The organism is Bradyrhizobium sp. WBOS08 (assembly GCF_024585125.1).
Lineage (GTDB): Bacteria > Pseudomonadota > Alphaproteobacteria > Rhizobiales > Xanthobacteraceae > Bradyrhizobium > Bradyrhizobium japonicum_B.
The window spans coordinates 609,205-626,068 of the sequence record NZ_CP028988.1 but is presented as its reverse complement, the minus strand read 5'-3'; the positions used below and the strand labels follow the sequence as shown (position 1 = coordinate 626,068).

Below are 16,864 nucleotides of genomic sequence, written 5' to 3'. Positions count from 1 at the left end.
TCATCGCCGTGTCTAGCGGCGAATTGTGACGCAAGTTCGCTGAGAGCGTTCGTCGATGCGGCGCAATCGCGGCCGTCCGGCCGAATTCATGGCAGGGCTATCGCAGTTGCTTTATTGGCACGGCCGCGCTTGCTTCGCCTCTCCCGCTTGCGGGAGAGGCCGACGCGCTCGCAGAGCGTGGCGGGTGAGGGTTCTCGCAGCGCAGGGACATACTCGGCAAATTCCCGACAGCCCCAACGCGGAGACACCCTCTCCCCAACCCTCCCCCGCAAGCGCAGGGCAATCGCATATGAGAGCGATCTCGCCTGTGGCCATCCTTCGAGACGCCCGCCGTTGGCGGGCCCTCAGGATGAGGACCAGGTGCGCGGCACCAGTTTCGATGAGCACCAATGCTGCTTAGCCTCATCCTGAGGAGACCGCGAAAGCGGTCGTCTCGAAGGACGAGGCGCGCGCTCAGGTCTCGCAAAGCGCCATATGCGATAGCCCTCCCCCGCAAGCGGGGAGGGAGCCCACTGCGGGTGCCGCCGCATTATACACAGCATATGAGATTGCCCTGGACTTCATGGGCACCATCCAATTCCCGGCTGCTGCTCAGCGAGGAGGCAGTCGCCCAACAAATGAACGGGGCCGGGACATTGCATGGTCCCGGCCCCCCAAGCGATCCAGCGCGATCAGACGAACACGAAGTCGTGGCTCGTCAGGCTGGAGACATAGACGTTCTTCAGCAGGATCGAGTCGGTGGCGGAGAACGTGATGAGCGCGTTCGTGCCGGACTGCGTCATCTGCAGGTGGCTGTAGTCTTCGGCCAGCAGCTTCGAGATCTGGATCACGTCGTGGGTCGTGCCGTCGCCGGCCTGGAAGTTGAGGATCTGGTCCTGGCCGTGGTCGTAGGCGATGGTGGTCGAGCTCGGTGCGGCCGAAAACACGTCGTTGCCGGCTCCGCCCTGGATCGTGACGCCGGCGGCGACCGCCGTGACGTTGTGGGTGCCGTCGGTCTTGGTCTGATCGAAGAACTGCAGCGCGCTCGCGCTGTTGTAGTTCTCGTGCTGCGTGGTGCCGGTCTGACCGTTGAAGTTGAACAGGAAGACGTCCTTGGAGCCATCGGCGTTGTTGGCGATCTCCTGGGTCTTGTTGCCGGCGCTGTCGTAGATGTCGGTCAGCTTGCTGCCGTCGTTATGGATCACCTGGGTATAGTCCAGGGTGCCGTCGGCGTGGGTCCGGGTGAGCTCGACCAGCTTGCCCGAGGCATCGAGGTGCTGATGCTGGGTGGTGTAGGACTGCCCGGTGACGTTGTAGTTCCAGTTGTCCTGGCTGCCGTCGGCATTCTTGATATAGGCCGCCGTCTTCACGCCGGCGGTGTAGACGGTCGTGGAGCTGTAACCGTCGCTCTTGGTCGTCACCTCGCTGGTGATGACGCCCTTGGCGTCGTACCACTCCGACGTTTTGGTGCCGTCGGCACTCTGCTCCAGCGTGAAGGCCAGGCTGTTGTCGGCGTGAGTGCGCACGATGTTGGTGAGGAAGCCGGTCGAGTCGTAGCTGTCGTGCTCGTTCGTGTAGGTCTGGCCGACGATATTGAACTGGTAGACGTCCTTGGAGCCGTCGGCGTGGTAGTCGGTCTGCAACTTCTTGACCCCGGCCGCATCGTAGCTGGTGACGACACTGCTGCCGTCGTCGTTGACGACCTGGGTGTAGTCGAGCGAGCCGTCGGCATGCCAGCGGGTCACCTCCGTCGTCTTGCCGGTGGGGTCGAGATGCTGGTGCTGCGTGGTGTAGCTCTGGCCGGTGATGTTGTAGCTGTAATTGTCGTGGCTCATGTCGGCATTGGTGATGTAAGCCGCGGTCTTCACGCCGTTGGTGTACACCGTGTTCGAGCTGTAACCGCTCGGCTTCTCGAGCACCTCGCTGTTGAGAACGCCGCTGGCGTCGTACCACTCGGTGGTTTTGGTCCCGTCTGCGCTCTGCACCAGCTTGAATGCCATGCTGCCGTCGGCATGCTTGCGGATCAGCGTGGTGAGGAAGCCGGTCGCATCGTAGACGTCGTGCTCGGTCGTATAGTTCTGGCCGGTGATGTTGAACAGGAAGACGTCCTTGCTGCCGTCGGCGTGCAGGTTGGCTTCCTTGATCCGCGTTCCCGCGGCATCGTAGTTGGTGATGACGCTGCTGCCGTCGGCGTTGGTGACTTGCGTGAAATCGAGCGTGCCGTCGGCGTGCTTGCGGGTCACGGAAGTGATCTTGCCTGACGGATCGACGTGCTGGATCTGCGTGGTGTAGCTCTTGCCGGTGATGCCGAATGCGTAATTGTCCTGGCTGCCGTCGGCATACTTAATGTAGGTGTTGGTCTTGACGCCGTTGCTGTAGGTCGTCGTTGACATGGTGCCGTTCGCCGTCTGCACGACCTCGCTGGTGAGGACGCCGGCGGCATTGTACCAATCGGTCGTCTTGGTGCCGTCACTGGTCTGGACCAGCTTGAAGGCGAGACTGCCGTCGCCGTGCAGGCGGGTCAGGCTGGTAATGAACCCGTTCGCGTCGTAGTCGTAGTGCTCGGTCGTGTAGTTCTGGCCCGTGATGTTGTAGGTCCAGACATCCTTGCTGCGGTCGGCATGATAGGTGGTCTCCACCAGCTTGACGCCGGTGGCGCTGTAGGTGGTGATCACGCTGCTGCCGTCGCTGTTGTAGACCTGGGTCGAATCCAGCGAGCCGTCGGCATGGCTGCGGATCACCGAGGTGACCTTCCCCGAGGCGTCGAGATGCTGCACCTGGGTGGTGAAGCTCTTCCCGGTGATGTTGTAGGTATAGTTGTCTTGCGAGCGGTCCGCGTTCTTGACGTAGGCGGCGGTCTTCACACCGGCGGTGTAGAGCGTGGTGGAGTAATAGCCGTCGGACTTCTGGACGACTTCGCTCAGAAGGGTTCCGGCCGTGTTGTAGGTGTCGGTGGTCCTGATTCCGTCGGTGCCGACGTGGACGAACTTCGTCATCACGCCGCCCGTGTAGCTGATCAGATCCTTGGAACCGTCGGAGTAGGCCACGGTGGTCGAGGTCGGCTGCCCGCTCGAGTTCAGGCCGGTATCCGACTTCGACAGCAGCGTTCCGCTGACATCATAGGTCTTCGTGCTGCTCCAGGTCGAGGCGGTGTTCGTCACCGCGAACGAGTAGCCGCCCTGGATCTTGGACAGCGCGCTGCCGTAATGGGCGATGATGTAGTCCATGGTCGCCTTCGAGGCGACCGGCAGGACGTGCGAGTCGGTCAGCGTGATGGTCTGCAGCGCCGTCGAGTCGCTCAGGTCGGAGAGCTCAGGCACGATTTCGGCCGCCGTGCCGCTGACGCTGGTCCTTGTGTCCGGCGGAGTCGAAGTGGCGGGGGGCGCGTCGATCTCGATGATCATTGGGTGGTCGCTGACCGGAATCGTGATCGAGCTGACGTCGGTGTAGCTGGCAATCGCCGTGGTTCCCGTCAGGGTGTCGTACACCTTCACCGAATGATGCACGCCGCCGAGGTTCACGGTGACCGTCTGGGCCGTATTGGTCAGCTCGGTATCGGTGGAATCGTTCCAGAGCTTCGGCTCCGCCCATACGACGAGTTCGTAGGCGCCGTTGCTCTTGCCGAGCACCATGCTGTTGCCGGTGGCCGGCATGTTGCTCAGGGTGTAGTTCAACGGATCGGTCGGCTGCAGGCCGCCCTTGCCGTCGTCGGCCAGGATGGACGTCAGGTTGTGAATGGCCGTGGCGGCGAGCTTCGGCGTCCCGTCGGAATTGAACAGTCCGAAATTGGCCTCGGGATTGGTGTTGCCGGCGGACGAGTCGCGATCGAACAGCTCGTAGAGATAGGTCGCGCTCACCCCGGCCTTGTAGGCATCCACCAGGGTGTTTAGGATCGATTTGGCCTGCACCGTCTCGTTGACGCCGAGATATTGGGTGTTGGCTTGCGTGGTGTAGCCGGTCTCGGTGATGACGACGGGCTTGCCCGGCGCCGCGGTCATGACGGCGCTCAGCGTCGCCGAAATCGAGCTGCTGGTCGTCAGGCTGGTGCTGACATAGGCATGGGCGTTGGCGTAGTCGACCGAGCCCGACATGTTGCCGAGCTGGCTGTAGCCTTGCGGATCGTTGTAGGCCAATGAAAGATTGAAGACGGGGATGCTGCCGAGCGTGGCATTGGCATTGACGGCCTGATAGAGCGCGCTCTGGAACTGGGCTGCGGCGGTGAGGCTCGAGCTGCCGTTGTAGCTGAAGGGTTGGTGATTGGCTTCGTTGAGCCCTTCGATGGCGCTGATGCTGCCCGCATAGGTCGTCGCGAACTTCTCCAGCGAGGCGATGTACTTCTGCAGTCCGGCCGTGCCGGTCTGGGGCAGGGCGGACGACACCAGGAAGTCGAACTTGTAGCCGGCTGCGGCCAGTCCCTCGACGACGGGTTGCGCTGCCGGGCTGGTTCCCATCGCGTCGCGGAGATGGGTGACGCCGAGATACTCGAGGTTGTCGACCATCATCGCGAGATTGTTGTAGCCGGTCCATCCGAAGCCGGCGTGCGTGTTGACGCCAATGGAGTTGATGAAGCCGCTGGCGGACAGGATGGTTTGATCGGGCATTGCACACTCGAGTTTCAACGCGAGCGAGAATGCTCGCAGGGATTTGCGTTCAAGCTTCTCTGTGGAGTGTGAATTTCAGATAAAAATCGAAGCTGCGAATCGCGAGCGAAACGAGGTTCCTTGTGCAGGAACAGACTTGCCCGGTGGCAGCAGAATGTTCGAGCGATGCCGGATCGACGTGGCGCGAGAAAGGCGCTTTCAAGATTTTCTGGATTTGCGCTGCTGAATGTATGCGCAGGCGGCGCAGAAAGGTTCTACAATTTTTGTTGGGAGCGCGCTCACGCGACTCGCTTGTCGCCGTTGTCGGGACTTCGTTCGCACGCGAAGTTCGCAGATGCCGCTTCCATGGGCGGTTAAGTCATGTAATGTACCCGCAAGGGTTGTGTTTGCCCAGAGAGGGTGCAGACGCTCTTTGCTGACGATGCCGGTTCCGTGCAGGAACCCGGCGTGCACGACAGAGGTCGGTGCGAAAATCAGCCGCGGCGGGCCAGCATCAAGAAGTCGCCACGCCATCCGATCACCGCCGTCGCAATCGCGGCGATCACGATCTTGCCGGCGAGCCACGTCGTGGGCTCCGTCGGCAGTGAGCCGAGCGATCCGATCAGGAGTGCGGCCACCAAGGCCTGCATCACCAGCGGCCAGCGCGGGAACGCCTCGAACCGCAGGGTCGGGCCGAGTGCGACCAATATCGTCGCGAACGTGGCGACCGCAGCCCAGCCGACTGCCCCTCGCGGCGACAGGCCGGCCGACACCGCGACCAGGGAGATGGACACCACGACGGCGAGCTGGCCGGCCGCGACGAGCACCAGCCTGGTCGCCAGCTTCTCGAGGTGGGGGACGACCGCGGTCGTCGCCTGCAAATGGGTGTGTAGGAAATAGAAGGCGGCGACCATTGGCGCCGTCTCCAGAAATCCAACCAGGCTCGCCTGGGGCACCAGGATACGTGCTGCGTCCGGAATGAATCCGATCAGTCCGCCGAGCAGCACGAGGGTCGTGCAGATCATGAATTCGAACATCCGGCGCGCCGACTGCACCGATCTTGCGCTGCCTCCGTGTTCGAAGTCGTTGACGACCTCCGGATAGCTCACGGTGTGGATCGCCGCATTGAGGACCCAGAACGGGCGCTGCAGGAGGTCGAGCGCCATCGAAAATCCGGCGCCGGCTCCCGTCGCGCCCAGCCGGCCGAGGATGACGACGCGGAGCAGCACCGGCACCGACAGATGGATGACGGATGCGCCCGCCGCGAGCATCCCGTAACGGGAGAAGTCCTTCCAGTCGGCCAGCATCCTCTTCAACGGCACGCGTTCCATCGGCGTGCGATAGGCGGCCAGGCCGGCGAGGAGGCCCAGAACGTGCCCCGACGCGATGCCGAGCAGCGCCGCTTCGGCCGTCCCCGAGATCACGCCTGCCGCGACGGCACCGGCCAGAAGGCCGGTGGCACGCAGTGCAAGCAGGAAGGAGGCGATGCCGAGCCGGTCGGACAGGCGGACCGACAGGAAATAGAGGTCCGTCAGGCCCTGCAGGACGGAGATGCCCAGACCCAACGCCACGATCCCTGTCGGGAGCACGCTGGCCGCAGACGCGCACGCGCCGACCACGACGAGCGCGGCCGCGCTCGACAGGCCGGCTGCAAGCAGCGACCACCTCAGCCGGGCCGCCTCGTTCTCCTTGGCTGCCGCCAGGAAGCGCAGTCCCGCCAGCTGCAGCCACTCGAACATCAGGACGCAGAGCAATTGGCTCGAGGCCAGCGCGAGGGAAAAGTTGGTGTAGTCGGCGGCGGGCAACAGATGGCTGATCGCGAAGATCAGGATGATCGCCGCGGCGCTCTGATAGACGTAGCCCGCCATCGCCAAGAGACGTGTCATCGCAGGCGTGTCATCGCGGAATGAGGCGCTCCTTTCCGACGGCCCGTCCCTGCGGCGCTTCATTCGTCGCAGCGCGCATGCGCGACATCCGCTGTTCGCGCAATTGTTCATACAGGTTCTTGTATGAAGACAGCACGTCGGCAAAGATCCACTTGTTGGTATCCGCGATCAGGCGTCGGCTGATCTCGTCGATCTTGTGCGGATCGGCGGCGACCGCGAGCATGCTCCTGGCCAGGGATTGCGGATCGGCATCGGTCAACCAGCCGGTCACGCCGTGCTCGATGACTTCGGGCATGCCGCCAAAGCGGGTTCCGAGCAGGGGCCTGCCGGCCGCCTTGGCATCTGCGACGACCAGTGGACCGGGGTCGTGCCAGATCGAGGGCGCAATCACCACGTCGACCTGCTTGTAGAAATCGTCCGGCGCCACGAAGCCCATGAACTCGATACGCGCATCCGGCGCGAGCGACCTGAGGCGTCGCTGCTCCTCGTCGCTGACCCGGCCGGCGATCATCATCCGGATGCGGTCGGGGGGCAGCATGGCGAGGGCATGCATCAGGTTGTCAATGCCCTTCTCTTCGGTGAGCCGGCCGATGAATCCGAACGTCACCTCGGCGGTGCAAACCGGACGGGGATAGGGTTCACGCGGCGGCTCCGTCGAGGCGTTGCGGATCACGGTGCGGATCGGCGTCTCCGCGAACATGCCCATGTCGGTATGAATCGACAGGACGCGCTCGCTGACGCCGACCACGGCGCTGAGCCAATGCGTGGCACGCTTGCGATGAAAGGTCAGAACAGCGCAGCTCGTGCAGGTGTGCTCGCAGGACCGTCCGTTGTCGAAGCGGGAGCAGCGCGGGCACGTCAGATAATAGTCGTGCAGCGTGTGAAGCACGGGAACGCCGAGCTGGGCGGCAACCCGCCAAATCGCGGTGGTGAGGCCCGACAGATTGTTGGAGTGCAGCACGTCCGGCTTGAAGGCCCGGATGCGTTCCGCGATCATCGGGGCCTGCATCTGCCAGTCGTCGATCGCGTGCCAGATGCTGCGCAGCGCGACGTTCTTCTGCTCCGTGAAGGGCAGATACACGTTCCGCACCGGCGCGGAGTAGACGTTGATGCCGTCGCAGGTTTCCGGGCCCTGCTCGGGCCTGGACGCGGCCCGGATCACTTCCACCTCGTCGCCGCGTTGCGTCAGGCCTTCGGCGAAACGACGGGCGAAGATCTCCGCGCCGCCCACGATCTTGGGTGCCTGAGGCGTCGGATAAAGCGTGGACGTCAAAAGAACTTTCATCGCGTCAACCTCATGTCTGCAAATCGGCTCTACCGCGCCGGCCTGATCTCCAGGGCGGGAACGGCACTGTCATTGGCTGCAATCAGAACCGGTGTGCTCGAGACGGGGATCCAGACCCCGGACGCAGGCCTTGCCGCCTGGTCGCACGGCATCGCAAAGCTCGCCCCTTGCGCATCACCCTTGAGCCGGATTTCGTAACGTCGGTCCGGAGTCTCGGACCAGACCGCAATTCTGCCGCCCGAGGTCGTTGATGCATTGATCGACACGACGCCGCTGGCGAGCTCGCGACGTTCGGCACTCAGGCTGGAGCGGATGAAAGCCCAGGCGCCCTGCACCGCGCAGGCCACGGGCTTCGGCGAATTGTCGAAACGGTAGAGCCCGAAATTGTGCTCCAGGTCCGATGGATTCTGTCCGCTGTCCTTGAGCTCGTAGAGCCACATGCCCTTGAGCCAGCGCGCCGCGGTCGATGCCCACAGGATCAGCTGCGCACTATTGTCGGCCTGCGCCTGCTTGCTGACGCCGCATTTGTTGCTCGCCGTAGTCCAGCCGGTCTCGGTGACATAGATCGGGAAGTCGGGGTTTCCGCTGGCCTGGCCGACCAGGCGGTGAAACGCCGTCAGTCGGTCGATGATCTCGGCCGAGGTGCGCTTGCTCGGCCCCATGCAGAAATTATAGAGATGGATCGAAGCGCCATCGGCATATTGCAGGATGCCGGTCCGCAGCATCTTCTCCGTCCAGGTCCAGCCAAGGTCGTCGCCGAGCGCGCCGACCAGGAACGGCGCATTCGGCGCGACCCGCTTGACCGCCGGCCGCGCGACTTGCGCGAGCGCCAGATAGTTCTCCGGCGAGAACGCGGCATCTTTCTTCGCAGCCAAGTTCCATTCGTTCCAGAGCTCGAACAGCGGCTGCTGCAGCAAGACCGATTGCGCCGCCGCCGCGGCATAATCGGCGAACCGCTGCCGCGCCTCGTCGGTTGTGGGCGGCGAGGAATTCGGCACCAGATGATGACCGAACGCGAGAATCAGAAGTGGGCGCGCGACGCCGGACCTGACTTGCGATTCCAGCCTGCCGAGCCTGGGCGTGAATCCCATCCGGCGCCCCCCCGTCTCGAAATCGGACCAGGGAAAATCATCGCGGAAGGCGTTGAGGCCGAGCTGCTTGATCTGGGCGACGTTCTGCGAAGGCACGTATCCGCGCGCGCTCACCGGGCCGCCCAGACCCTGATGCGTGCCGACCCCCAGCAGGAATCGGGCCTCGAGCGGTTGCACCTGCTGGGCGCAGACGGAGACCGGCAGAAAAATGGATGCGATGAGGCTCGCGAGGCGGAGACTGTCGCGAACCAAGGTGCGTGAGACTAGCGGAGCCATCAGAAATTCTTGGAGAGATCCGATTGCAGTCCTGCCTTCGCCTCGACCGGGGCCTGGTCGTCCTGCAGCAGCTCGAGATAGACCTGCTGCAACTGGCCATGCGTCTTCTGAACGTCATACAGCTGCTTGAAGCGGTCGTAGCCGCGCTGCCCCAACACCCTGAGATCGAAATCGAGGGCCCGCCGAAAGCCGTCCACGAGCGGCTGAACGCCGACAGGCTCGCAAAGCACGCCGGTGACGCCGTCGACCACGATCTCGGGCAAGGCTCCGCTGCGGAACGCCAAGATGGGTTTTGCCGCGCGCATCGCCTCCAGGGCAACGAGGCCGAAGGCTTCCCATCGTGACGGGATCACGACGAGATCGGCGGCCTCGAGCTGGGTCTCGATGGTCGGGCGTTCGAGCCAGCCCAGCAGGGTGACGTTGGACGGGACGCTCGGGCCTTCGTATTTGTTGACGACGGAGGCGCCGATCATGCGGATATCGAGCACGTCTTCGAGCGTGCGCGCCGCCTCGATCAGGAGATCAAAGCCCTTCTGACGGTCGAGGCGTCCGATGAAGAGAACCTTGACCTTCTTGGAAGTCCAGTCCGCGGCGAGAGGCTGCGGCGAGCGAGTCTTCGAGATGCCGTTATGGACGATGGTGAGCCGGTCGGCAGGAATTCCGGCGCGGACGGCTTCGTTGAACTCGTCGCCGGAGATGCAGATGATCCGGTCCGACGTTCGTGCGAGGAGGTTCTCCGCCGCCTTCGTCACCACGTGACTGAGGCGGCCGGTCTCGCGCGAAAACGCCCAGCCGTGCGGGCAATAGACGACGCGCGGTCCGTCCGAGCGGGCCGCGAGCGCGGGACGGAGCACGAGGCCCGCGAACGAGGAATGCAGGTGCACCACGTCCGGCTTGAAGGCATCCAGCGCCTGCATGCTCGCGCGCAGCATCTGGAATAGTCCGGCGACGCTGCGGCCGGATCGCTCGAACGTCGTAATCTGGCTGTCATCGATCCCGGGGAGATCGCGGCGATGATCCGAGGGCACGATGTAGTGCACGTTCTCGGCGCCGAAGCTTGCTTGCTGCTGCGGATGCAACTCGTTCAGATAGCTCGCAATCCCGCCGCGAATCGTCTCGGCGACGTGCAGCACTTTCATCGGTTGCCTTGCATAGGGCTGCGTCGGAGAGCCGGACATCGTGTATCCCTGTTCTGTGTTCGCGAGTGCGAAACACAGTTCCTCGAATACGTAGCGATAATGGGGCAGCGATGTGGTGATGTTGCGCCAAGCTCATTGCGCGCGCGTTGGACACGTGAATGAACACATCATGTCATGGAACAACGCGAAGGCACCCGCGTTGCAGCCAGTTGCAAACCGCTTGTGCGAAAACCGACGCGCGCAATAGGTGAAATGCACTAAACTTCAAGCAGCGCTGGCAACGCTTGCCGGTGGTGCGAGATGCTCGAGCAAAGACTTGGCCGATTTCTGCCACGAATAAAATGCGACGCGCTCCTGCTGCCGTCGTCGTTCCTGCTCCGAGATGGCGCCGGTTGCCAATCTTTCGAGCATGAGTTGCTTCAATGCTTCGGCATCATTGGCGTCAAAATACGCAGCGGCATCGCCGCACGTTTCCACGACCGCATCAGCCGTCGAGGCGATGACCGGGCAACCGAAGATCATGGCTTCGAGCGGCGGCACGCCGAAACCTTCATAGAGCGAGGGAAACACGAATGCCGATGCATGCGCATAGAGCGCTGCAATCTCGCTGTCCGTCAGTCGTCCGGCCAGCAGCAGGCCGGAAACCCCCTGGCCCGAATTGTCCTGAAAGACCTTGCTATTATCTCCGCCGACGATGACCAGCGGAACGTCGGCCCGATCGAGCAGCTGAACGGCGCGGATCGCCACGGAAAGATTCTTGTTCTTGGTCTTCGATCCCACGAAGAGGAAGAACTTCTGCGGCTGGACGCCCAGCCTGGCAAGAATGCCGGGGTCGGGCGTCGTCGCCGCGAAGTGTTCGGCGCTGTTGGGAAACACCGGAATGCGCGATGCCGATAGATTCAGCACCTCGGCCAGCTCGCGGCGGGAGAAGCCCGACACGGTTGCGATGGCTGCGTGGCGCGCGAGCAGCCGGCCCATGGTGCGATGGGCGGTCAGATAGCGCCAGTTGAAGAAGTCCGGCCTGCGAAAGACCTGAGCGTCGTGGATCACGACAATGTGGTCGCGATGGAAGACGGGGCCGGAATTGGCCAGGCTGATCAGGCGGCCTCCTGCCGCGGCGCGCGCCAGATCGATCTGGTCCCAGGCATGACCACGCAAGCGACCGACGGTGCGGATCTTGATTCGGTCGAGATCGAGGCTTTCGGTTGCATCCGCTGGCGTGAGCAATTGCCAATCCGCGTTCCGCAGCGAGGCGGCAATGTGCTCCGACGCCAAAAGCGCGTCGATCGCCTTGACCATTTCAGCGGCATAGCGCTGAACGCCCGTGATCTTTTGCGACAGAAAGCGCCCGTTGATGAAGAACTTCAATTGGCTACCATGGGTTTCATCGGCTTTCGGGTGGTGGACGAGCCCCACAGGAGCAATCATTAGGTACGGAAATATGACGCTGCTCTCAGCCCGACGCCAAAACGCTCCGATGGCACCAGCGGAGCCGCCTTGCTGCGTGTGAGGGCGCGGTGTAGATGTCGGCCATGAGTGACGATACCCACACTCTCCGCAACGGCCGACTTGCCAGCACCGTCAAGGCGCACGGTGCCGAGCTGTGCTCGTTGACGGACGGCACCACCGAATTCGTCTGGCAGGCGGGACCGGAATGGCTGCGCCATGCGCCGTTGCTGTTTCCGATCGTCGGGCGCCTCGCCAAGGACGAATTGCGGCATCGGGGCAAGACCTACCGGATGACCCAGCACGGCTTTGCGCGCGACAACCGCTTTGCATGGACGGAGCGCGGCGAGCAAAGCTGCACGCTGGTGCTCGAGGACAGCGAGGCGACGCGTGCTCTCTATCCGTTCGCGTTCCGGCTGACCGCAACCTATGCGCTCGACAGCGCCGGTCTCGATCTGACGCTCGTGATCGCCAACACCGGCAAGGAGACCTTGCCGGCTTCGATCGGCGGACATCCCGCGTTCAACTGGCCGCTCCAGGGCGGACTTGCCAAGGAGAGCTATTCGCTGACCTTTGCGAGCGTGGAATCGTCTCCCGTCCGTCGCCTCGATGGCGGATTGCTGCGCGCGGCAACGGAGCCGAGCCCGGTCAAAGGCGCGGTGCTCCCCTTGTCCGAATCCCTGTTCACCGACGACGCCGTCATTTTCGACCGGATCGAGAGCAACGCGGTCCGCTACGCCGCGCCCAGCGGCCCCTGGCTCAAGATGTCATGGCGCGGCTTTCGCGAGCTCGGCGTCTGGTCGAAACCATCCGGCGCGCCATTCCTCTGCATCGAGCCCTGGCGCGGTTATGCCAGTCCAGCCGGATTCGACGGCGAGTTCAGCGACAAGCCCGGCCTGATGCACATCGCAGCAGGCGCCGAAGAGCAATTGTCGTTCCGGATCGAGGTCGGACCCTGCTGAGGGCGCTCAGACTTCGATCCGCGTGAGATCCTCGCCGAGCACCACGGGGCCCGCATAGTCCCGCCTGACATCGTCGAGCAGCGCGTTCAGCATGACGTCGTCGGTGCGTGGCCGGTGATGGGTCAGCGCGAGCTTCTTGACGCCGGCCTTGGCCGCGACCTTGCCGACGGTGTCGCCGCAGGCGATCGTGAACTTCGCAAGGCGGCGCAGGTGCTCGTTGTTGATCTCCGGCGTTGCGAGGAAGCAGCACTGGACGAGCAGGTCGGCACCCTCGGCCAGCCGCTCCAGCCCGGGGCAGGGGACGGTGTCGCCGGAAATTGCAATGACCTTGCCCTCCGCTTCGAAGCGGTAGCCGAGACACATCCATCTCGCCAGGAAGGCCGGCTGCATGTCGAGACCATCGCCATGCGAGACCAGCTCGGCGCTGATCTTCCAGCGTCCGGTATCGACAACCGGACCCGGTACGATGTCCGTCGCGACGACGGGCTTCCAGCCGCCAAGGGTCGGCTCGCCCTGATCCCGCCAGGCGATGTCCTTGTCGTAGACCTGCGTGACCAGCGTGTTGACGAGCCGCTCGGTATCCGGCGGTCCATAGACGCGCAACGCGTCCTTGCGCCCGTGCATCCATGAATTCAGCATCACATCGTAGAGGTCGCCGATGTGGTCGAAGTGATGGTGCGTGAGAAAGACCGTGTTGACCGCGCCGAGTGAAACGCCGGCCTTGCTGAGCTGGAGCACGACGCCGCGGCCAGCATCGAACAGGATATTCTCGTCACCGAGCCTGATCAGCGTGGTCGTCGCCATGCGGCGCGGGTCCGGCCGCGGGCCGCCGGTGCCGAGCAGTATGACCTCCATGGTGCCCACTCCAGCGTGAAGATGCTTCACAGTAGATACGAAGGCGGCCATGACGCAAGCCGCACCGGAGTGGCAGAGCAATCGCATATGGGAGCGATCTCGCCTGTGGCCATCCTTCGAGACGCCCGCCTTCGGCGGGCCCGCAGGATGAGGACCGGGTGCGCGGTACCACGAGCACAATGACAATTAGCCTCATCCTGAGGAGACCGCGAAGCGGTCGTCTCGAAGGACGAGGCGTGCCCACAGATCCCTCAAAGCGCCAGAAGCGATAGCCCTGGGACGGGTGAGGTAGAGGCCTCGTTCAGCTCATGCCGGCCGCACTGGCGGCGATGGTTGGCCGGAGGCTCGAGCGGCCCGATCCCGCCATTGTCAGGCGATGCGCCAGGTCCTGCGCGCGCCGTTCGACCAGATGCCATGTCGCGCGTGCCACGAGATAGCTCAGCGCGGCGGTGACGACATAGGCGACGAGCAGCGAGATCAGCCCGTCCGCGAGCGGCCAGATCTGACGCAGGCCGTAGATCATCGCGAAGTGAGACAGGTACATCGAATAGGAGTTGCGGCCGAGCGCTTCGAGCGGCTGGAAGCGGATGGCAAGCTTGATGCAACCCGTCACCAGCGCGCCGAGCACGAGATTGATCATGAGATAGTTGAACTCATGCGAGCCGGTGGCGCGGTCGGCGACGAAGGACAGCGCGATGAAGATTGCGAAGATCGCGGCGTCGGATCTGCTGAAGCCGTCGCGCAGCGAAAAGAACAGGGCGCATCCGATCAGGAACACCGGAAGCTGGTTCAGGAAGCTGAGATGCAGCGTGGTCCAGACGAACCCCTCGTGGCCGGGACCGTAATGGGCCGCGAACAGCGCGAAGGCCCACGGCTTGAAAAGGCAGACATTGACGAGATGCAGCACGATCGCCAACGCGAGATAAAGACGACGGCGCGATCCGAACGCGGTGATCAGAAGCGGGAAGACCAGATAGAAGGTCATCTCCGCTGCGATCGACCAGTCGCCGGGCACCACGCTGTTGACGCTGTCCGGCCAGAAGCCGTGCAGGAACGTCGCGGTCAGGATCACCTGAACCGGCCCGATACCGCCGGGCGCATTGTCGCTCGGCCCGGTGCCGTTGATGGCGAGGTAGATAGGGATCGCGAGCCAGAACAGCGGCGCGATGCGAAGGAAGCGCCGGATGTAGAACTTGCGGGTCGGATCGGCCTCGCCGCTGCGCTGCGTCCACATCAGGCACATCGTCATGGCGCTGACGAAGTAGAACACGTTGACGCCGGTCCAGCCCAACATGAAAGCGTAATCGACGACGCGGATGTGCGACGGAAACGCCTGCGAGACGTGGATCGCCATCACGCCGACAATGCCAAGGCCGCGCAGGACATCGAGCGTGTGCGAACGGCCGAACGGTGCCGTTCCTGGCTCGGTTCGACCGGCATCCAACCGGGCCTGCCCCTGCATCACGCCTGCTCCGTGGTTCTCATTGTGCAGGCCGGACCATAGAGGGGCAGGCTGGCTTTCCGAAGCCGAAGGCAGTCTTTACGTTAACCGGCGGTCGGGCCTCTGAGACGAAGGCGGGATCGATCGCTACCGGCGAGGCACCGGCGATCCTGCGCATTGATGCCCTGGCGAGAAGTGTGGGCCAATTCATACTTAATGCATCAAGACCATGACCAATATTGTTTGCGCGCGGTAACGCGCCTAATATTGCGGCGGCTAGTTTCGGGGGCTCGAACAGGTCGTGAATGTCCGTTCACATGACAGCGCGTTGCGCGGCGGCTTGAATCTCCAAGGCGGGCCGCAGGCCATTCAAGGCGGGTCGCAGGCCATCCAAGGCGGGCCGCAGGCCATCCAAGCCGGGCCGCAGGTCATCAAAGCCGGGCCGCAGGCAGACAGGATACCCAAGACCGTGGTTGATTCCGCAATTCGGGAATTGCGCCCCGCCGGCCGCGAGCGGCTGATCGTCGTCGAGGACGATCCGGTGACGCGGACCATGCTGGTCGGCTATTTCAGCGACCAGAATTTCGACGTGGTCGGCGCCGGCTCCTGCGCGGAATGCCGCCAGGCGCTGCGCGGGCGCACCGATCTCATCTTCCTCGACGTGCAGCTGCCCGACGGCGACGGCTTCGAGCTCGCCAAGGAGATCCAGGCGACCAGCAACGCGGGCATCATCTTCGTGACGCGCCGCGACACCGACGTCGATCGCATCCTCGGCCTGGAGATCGCCGGCGACCATTACGTCACCAAGCCGATCAATCTGCGCGATCTGCTCGCGCGCGCCCGCAGCGTGCTGCGGCGGCGCTCGCTCGACCGCAAGGCGGCGCGCAACCACAATTCGATCGCCTTCGGCGACTGGATCATCGACCTGACCCGGCGCGAATTGCTCGGCAGCGACGGCAAGCCGGTGTCGCTGACCCGCGCGGAATTCGATCTGCTCGCGGCGCTGGTCGGCGCCGATGGACGGCCGCTTAGCCGCGACTATCTGATCGAGGTCGTCAGCAACCGCCAGGCCGAGGTCGACATCCGCACGGTCGACGCGCTGGTGGCGCGGCTGCGCCGCAAGCTGGTCGGCAGCGGCACGCCCGTGATCACGACCGTCACCGGCGTCGGCTACAAGCTCGCGCTCAGCGAGCGGCTGTAGGGCATCGTCTTCAACGCGCTGCGACGCGCTTCCACTTTGCCTCGATGCGAGCCTTGATCTTGCTGACCTTGGCCTCGTGGGCCGCCCAATAGGCGCGGCTGGCGGCCGCGGTGCCTTGTCGATATTGGGCATAGACGGCTTTCGGCTGCACCGACGCTTTCGAGCGGCCCGCCGGCTTTGCCGGAGCTGCAGCCGCCGCCGCGACAGGGGGCGCCGGATCCGGAACAGCCACCGCTTCGGCACCGGTCAAGGTCGAATTCATGGCGGCAAGGCGGTTGCGGGCCCGGTTGCAATAGACCTGCGACCTCGGCGTCATCGCTTCCTCGCCATGGCCTGCCCGGTATTTCATGAGGGCGCGGCAGATCTCCCCGCCGGCCAGACGCCAGGCCTGGCTGAGATAAAGCACCCCGTAATGGATGTTGATGTCGGGTTCGGCAAGTTCCGCCTCGCTGCCCCGGAAGCCCAGCATGGCGGCCGTGTCGGGCCGCACCTGCATCAGGCCGATCTCGCCGGCGTTGCCGATGACGGCCGAATTGTAGCCGCTTTCGACGAAGACGACCGCTTCGGCAATGTCCGCCGGCAGATTGGTGCGCGCGGTTTCTCTCTCGATGATCTTCCGGATCAGCGCCCGGGATGACGGCGTCTCGCCTGCGCCGAGCTCCGTGTTGCCGTCTGCGGCGTGCACGCAGAGCGGGGCCGACAGCAGCAGGACGGCCGCCACGG

General features: G+C 63.9%; 11 protein-coding genes. 2 read left to right on the top strand and 9 right to left on the bottom strand.

Features of this window, described 5'->3' with window-relative positions; all coding sequences use genetic code 11:
- Nucleotides 1-671: 671 nt before the first annotated feature.
- The 6 genes from DCM80_RS02905 to DCM80_RS02880 form a co-directional block, all read right to left on the bottom strand.
- Nucleotides 672-4,580: an RHS repeat protein gene (locus tag DCM80_RS02905; protein ID WP_257195666.1), complete on the bottom strand. Its 3,909-nt coding sequence runs from the start codon at nt 4,578-4,580 to the stop codon at nt 672-674.
- A gap of 473 nt (nt 4,581-5,053) precedes the next feature.
- Nucleotides 5,054-6,445: a hypothetical protein gene (locus DCM80_RS02900; protein ID WP_257195665.1), complete on the bottom strand. Its 1,392-nt coding sequence runs from the start codon at nt 6,443-6,445 to the stop codon at nt 5,054-5,056.
- A gap of 10 nt (nt 6,446-6,455) precedes the next feature.
- A complete protein-coding gene (locus DCM80_RS02895) occupies nt 6,456-7,730 on the bottom strand; it encodes a glycosyltransferase family 4 protein (RefSeq protein WP_257195664.1) in 1,275 nt (424 codons plus the stop codon).
- 29 nt (nt 7,731-7,759) lie between these two features.
- A complete protein-coding gene (locus tag DCM80_RS02890; protein ID WP_257195663.1) occupies nt 7,760-9,097 on the bottom strand; it encodes a hypothetical protein in 1,338 nt (445 codons plus the stop codon).
- The gene (locus DCM80_RS02885; RefSeq protein WP_257195662.1) at nt 9,097-10,275 is read right to left on the bottom strand and encodes a glycosyltransferase; all 1,179 of its coding nucleotides are present in this window, start codon (nt 10,273-10,275) and stop codon (nt 9,097-9,099) included. The genes DCM80_RS02890 and DCM80_RS02885 overlap by 1 nt, the downstream gene beginning before the upstream one ends.
- A 225-nt stretch (nt 10,276-10,500) precedes the next feature.
- A complete protein-coding gene (locus tag DCM80_RS02880; protein ID WP_257195661.1) occupies nt 10,501-11,604 on the bottom strand; it encodes a glycosyltransferase family 1 protein in 1,104 nt (367 codons plus the stop codon).
- A 164-nt stretch (nt 11,605-11,768) separates the two neighbouring features.
- Between DCM80_RS02880 and DCM80_RS02875 the strand changes: the two genes are divergently transcribed.
- Nucleotides 11,769-12,644 carry an aldose 1-epimerase family protein gene (locus DCM80_RS02875; protein ID WP_257195660.1) on the top strand — a complete coding sequence of 292 codons (876 nt, stop codon included), beginning with the start codon at nt 11,769-11,771 and terminating at the stop codon, nt 12,642-12,644.
- Between the two features lie 6 nt (nt 12,645-12,650).
- On the opposite strand, the gene DCM80_RS02870 is transcribed toward DCM80_RS02875, so the two are convergent.
- Together DCM80_RS02870 and DCM80_RS02865 are read right to left on the bottom strand one after the other, a co-directional pair.
- Nucleotides 12,651-13,499: an MBL fold metallo-hydrolase gene (locus tag DCM80_RS02870; protein ID WP_257195659.1), complete on the bottom strand. Its 849-nt coding sequence runs from the start codon at nt 13,497-13,499 to the stop codon at nt 12,651-12,653.
- Between the two features lie 301 nt (nt 13,500-13,800).
- The gene (locus DCM80_RS02865) at nt 13,801-14,961 is read right to left on the bottom strand and encodes an acyltransferase (protein WP_257195658.1); all 1,161 of its coding nucleotides are present in this window, start codon (nt 14,959-14,961) and stop codon (nt 13,801-13,803) included.
- 448 nt (nt 14,962-15,409) lie between these two features.
- On the opposite strand from DCM80_RS02865, the gene DCM80_RS02860 reads away from it, so the two are divergent.
- Nucleotides 15,410-16,141 (top strand): response regulator transcription factor, encoded by a 732-nt coding sequence (locus tag DCM80_RS02860; protein WP_257195657.1) that lies wholly within the window; start codon nt 15,410-15,412, stop codon nt 16,139-16,141.
- Between the two features lie 10 nt (nt 16,142-16,151).
- Here DCM80_RS02860 and DCM80_RS02855 read toward each other — a convergent pair whose 3' ends face one another.
- Nucleotides 16,152-16,862 (bottom strand): transglycosylase SLT domain-containing protein, encoded by a 711-nt coding sequence (locus DCM80_RS02855; RefSeq protein WP_257195656.1) that lies wholly within the window; start codon nt 16,860-16,862, stop codon nt 16,152-16,154.
- Between the last annotated feature and the right edge of the window lie 2 nt (nt 16,863-16,864).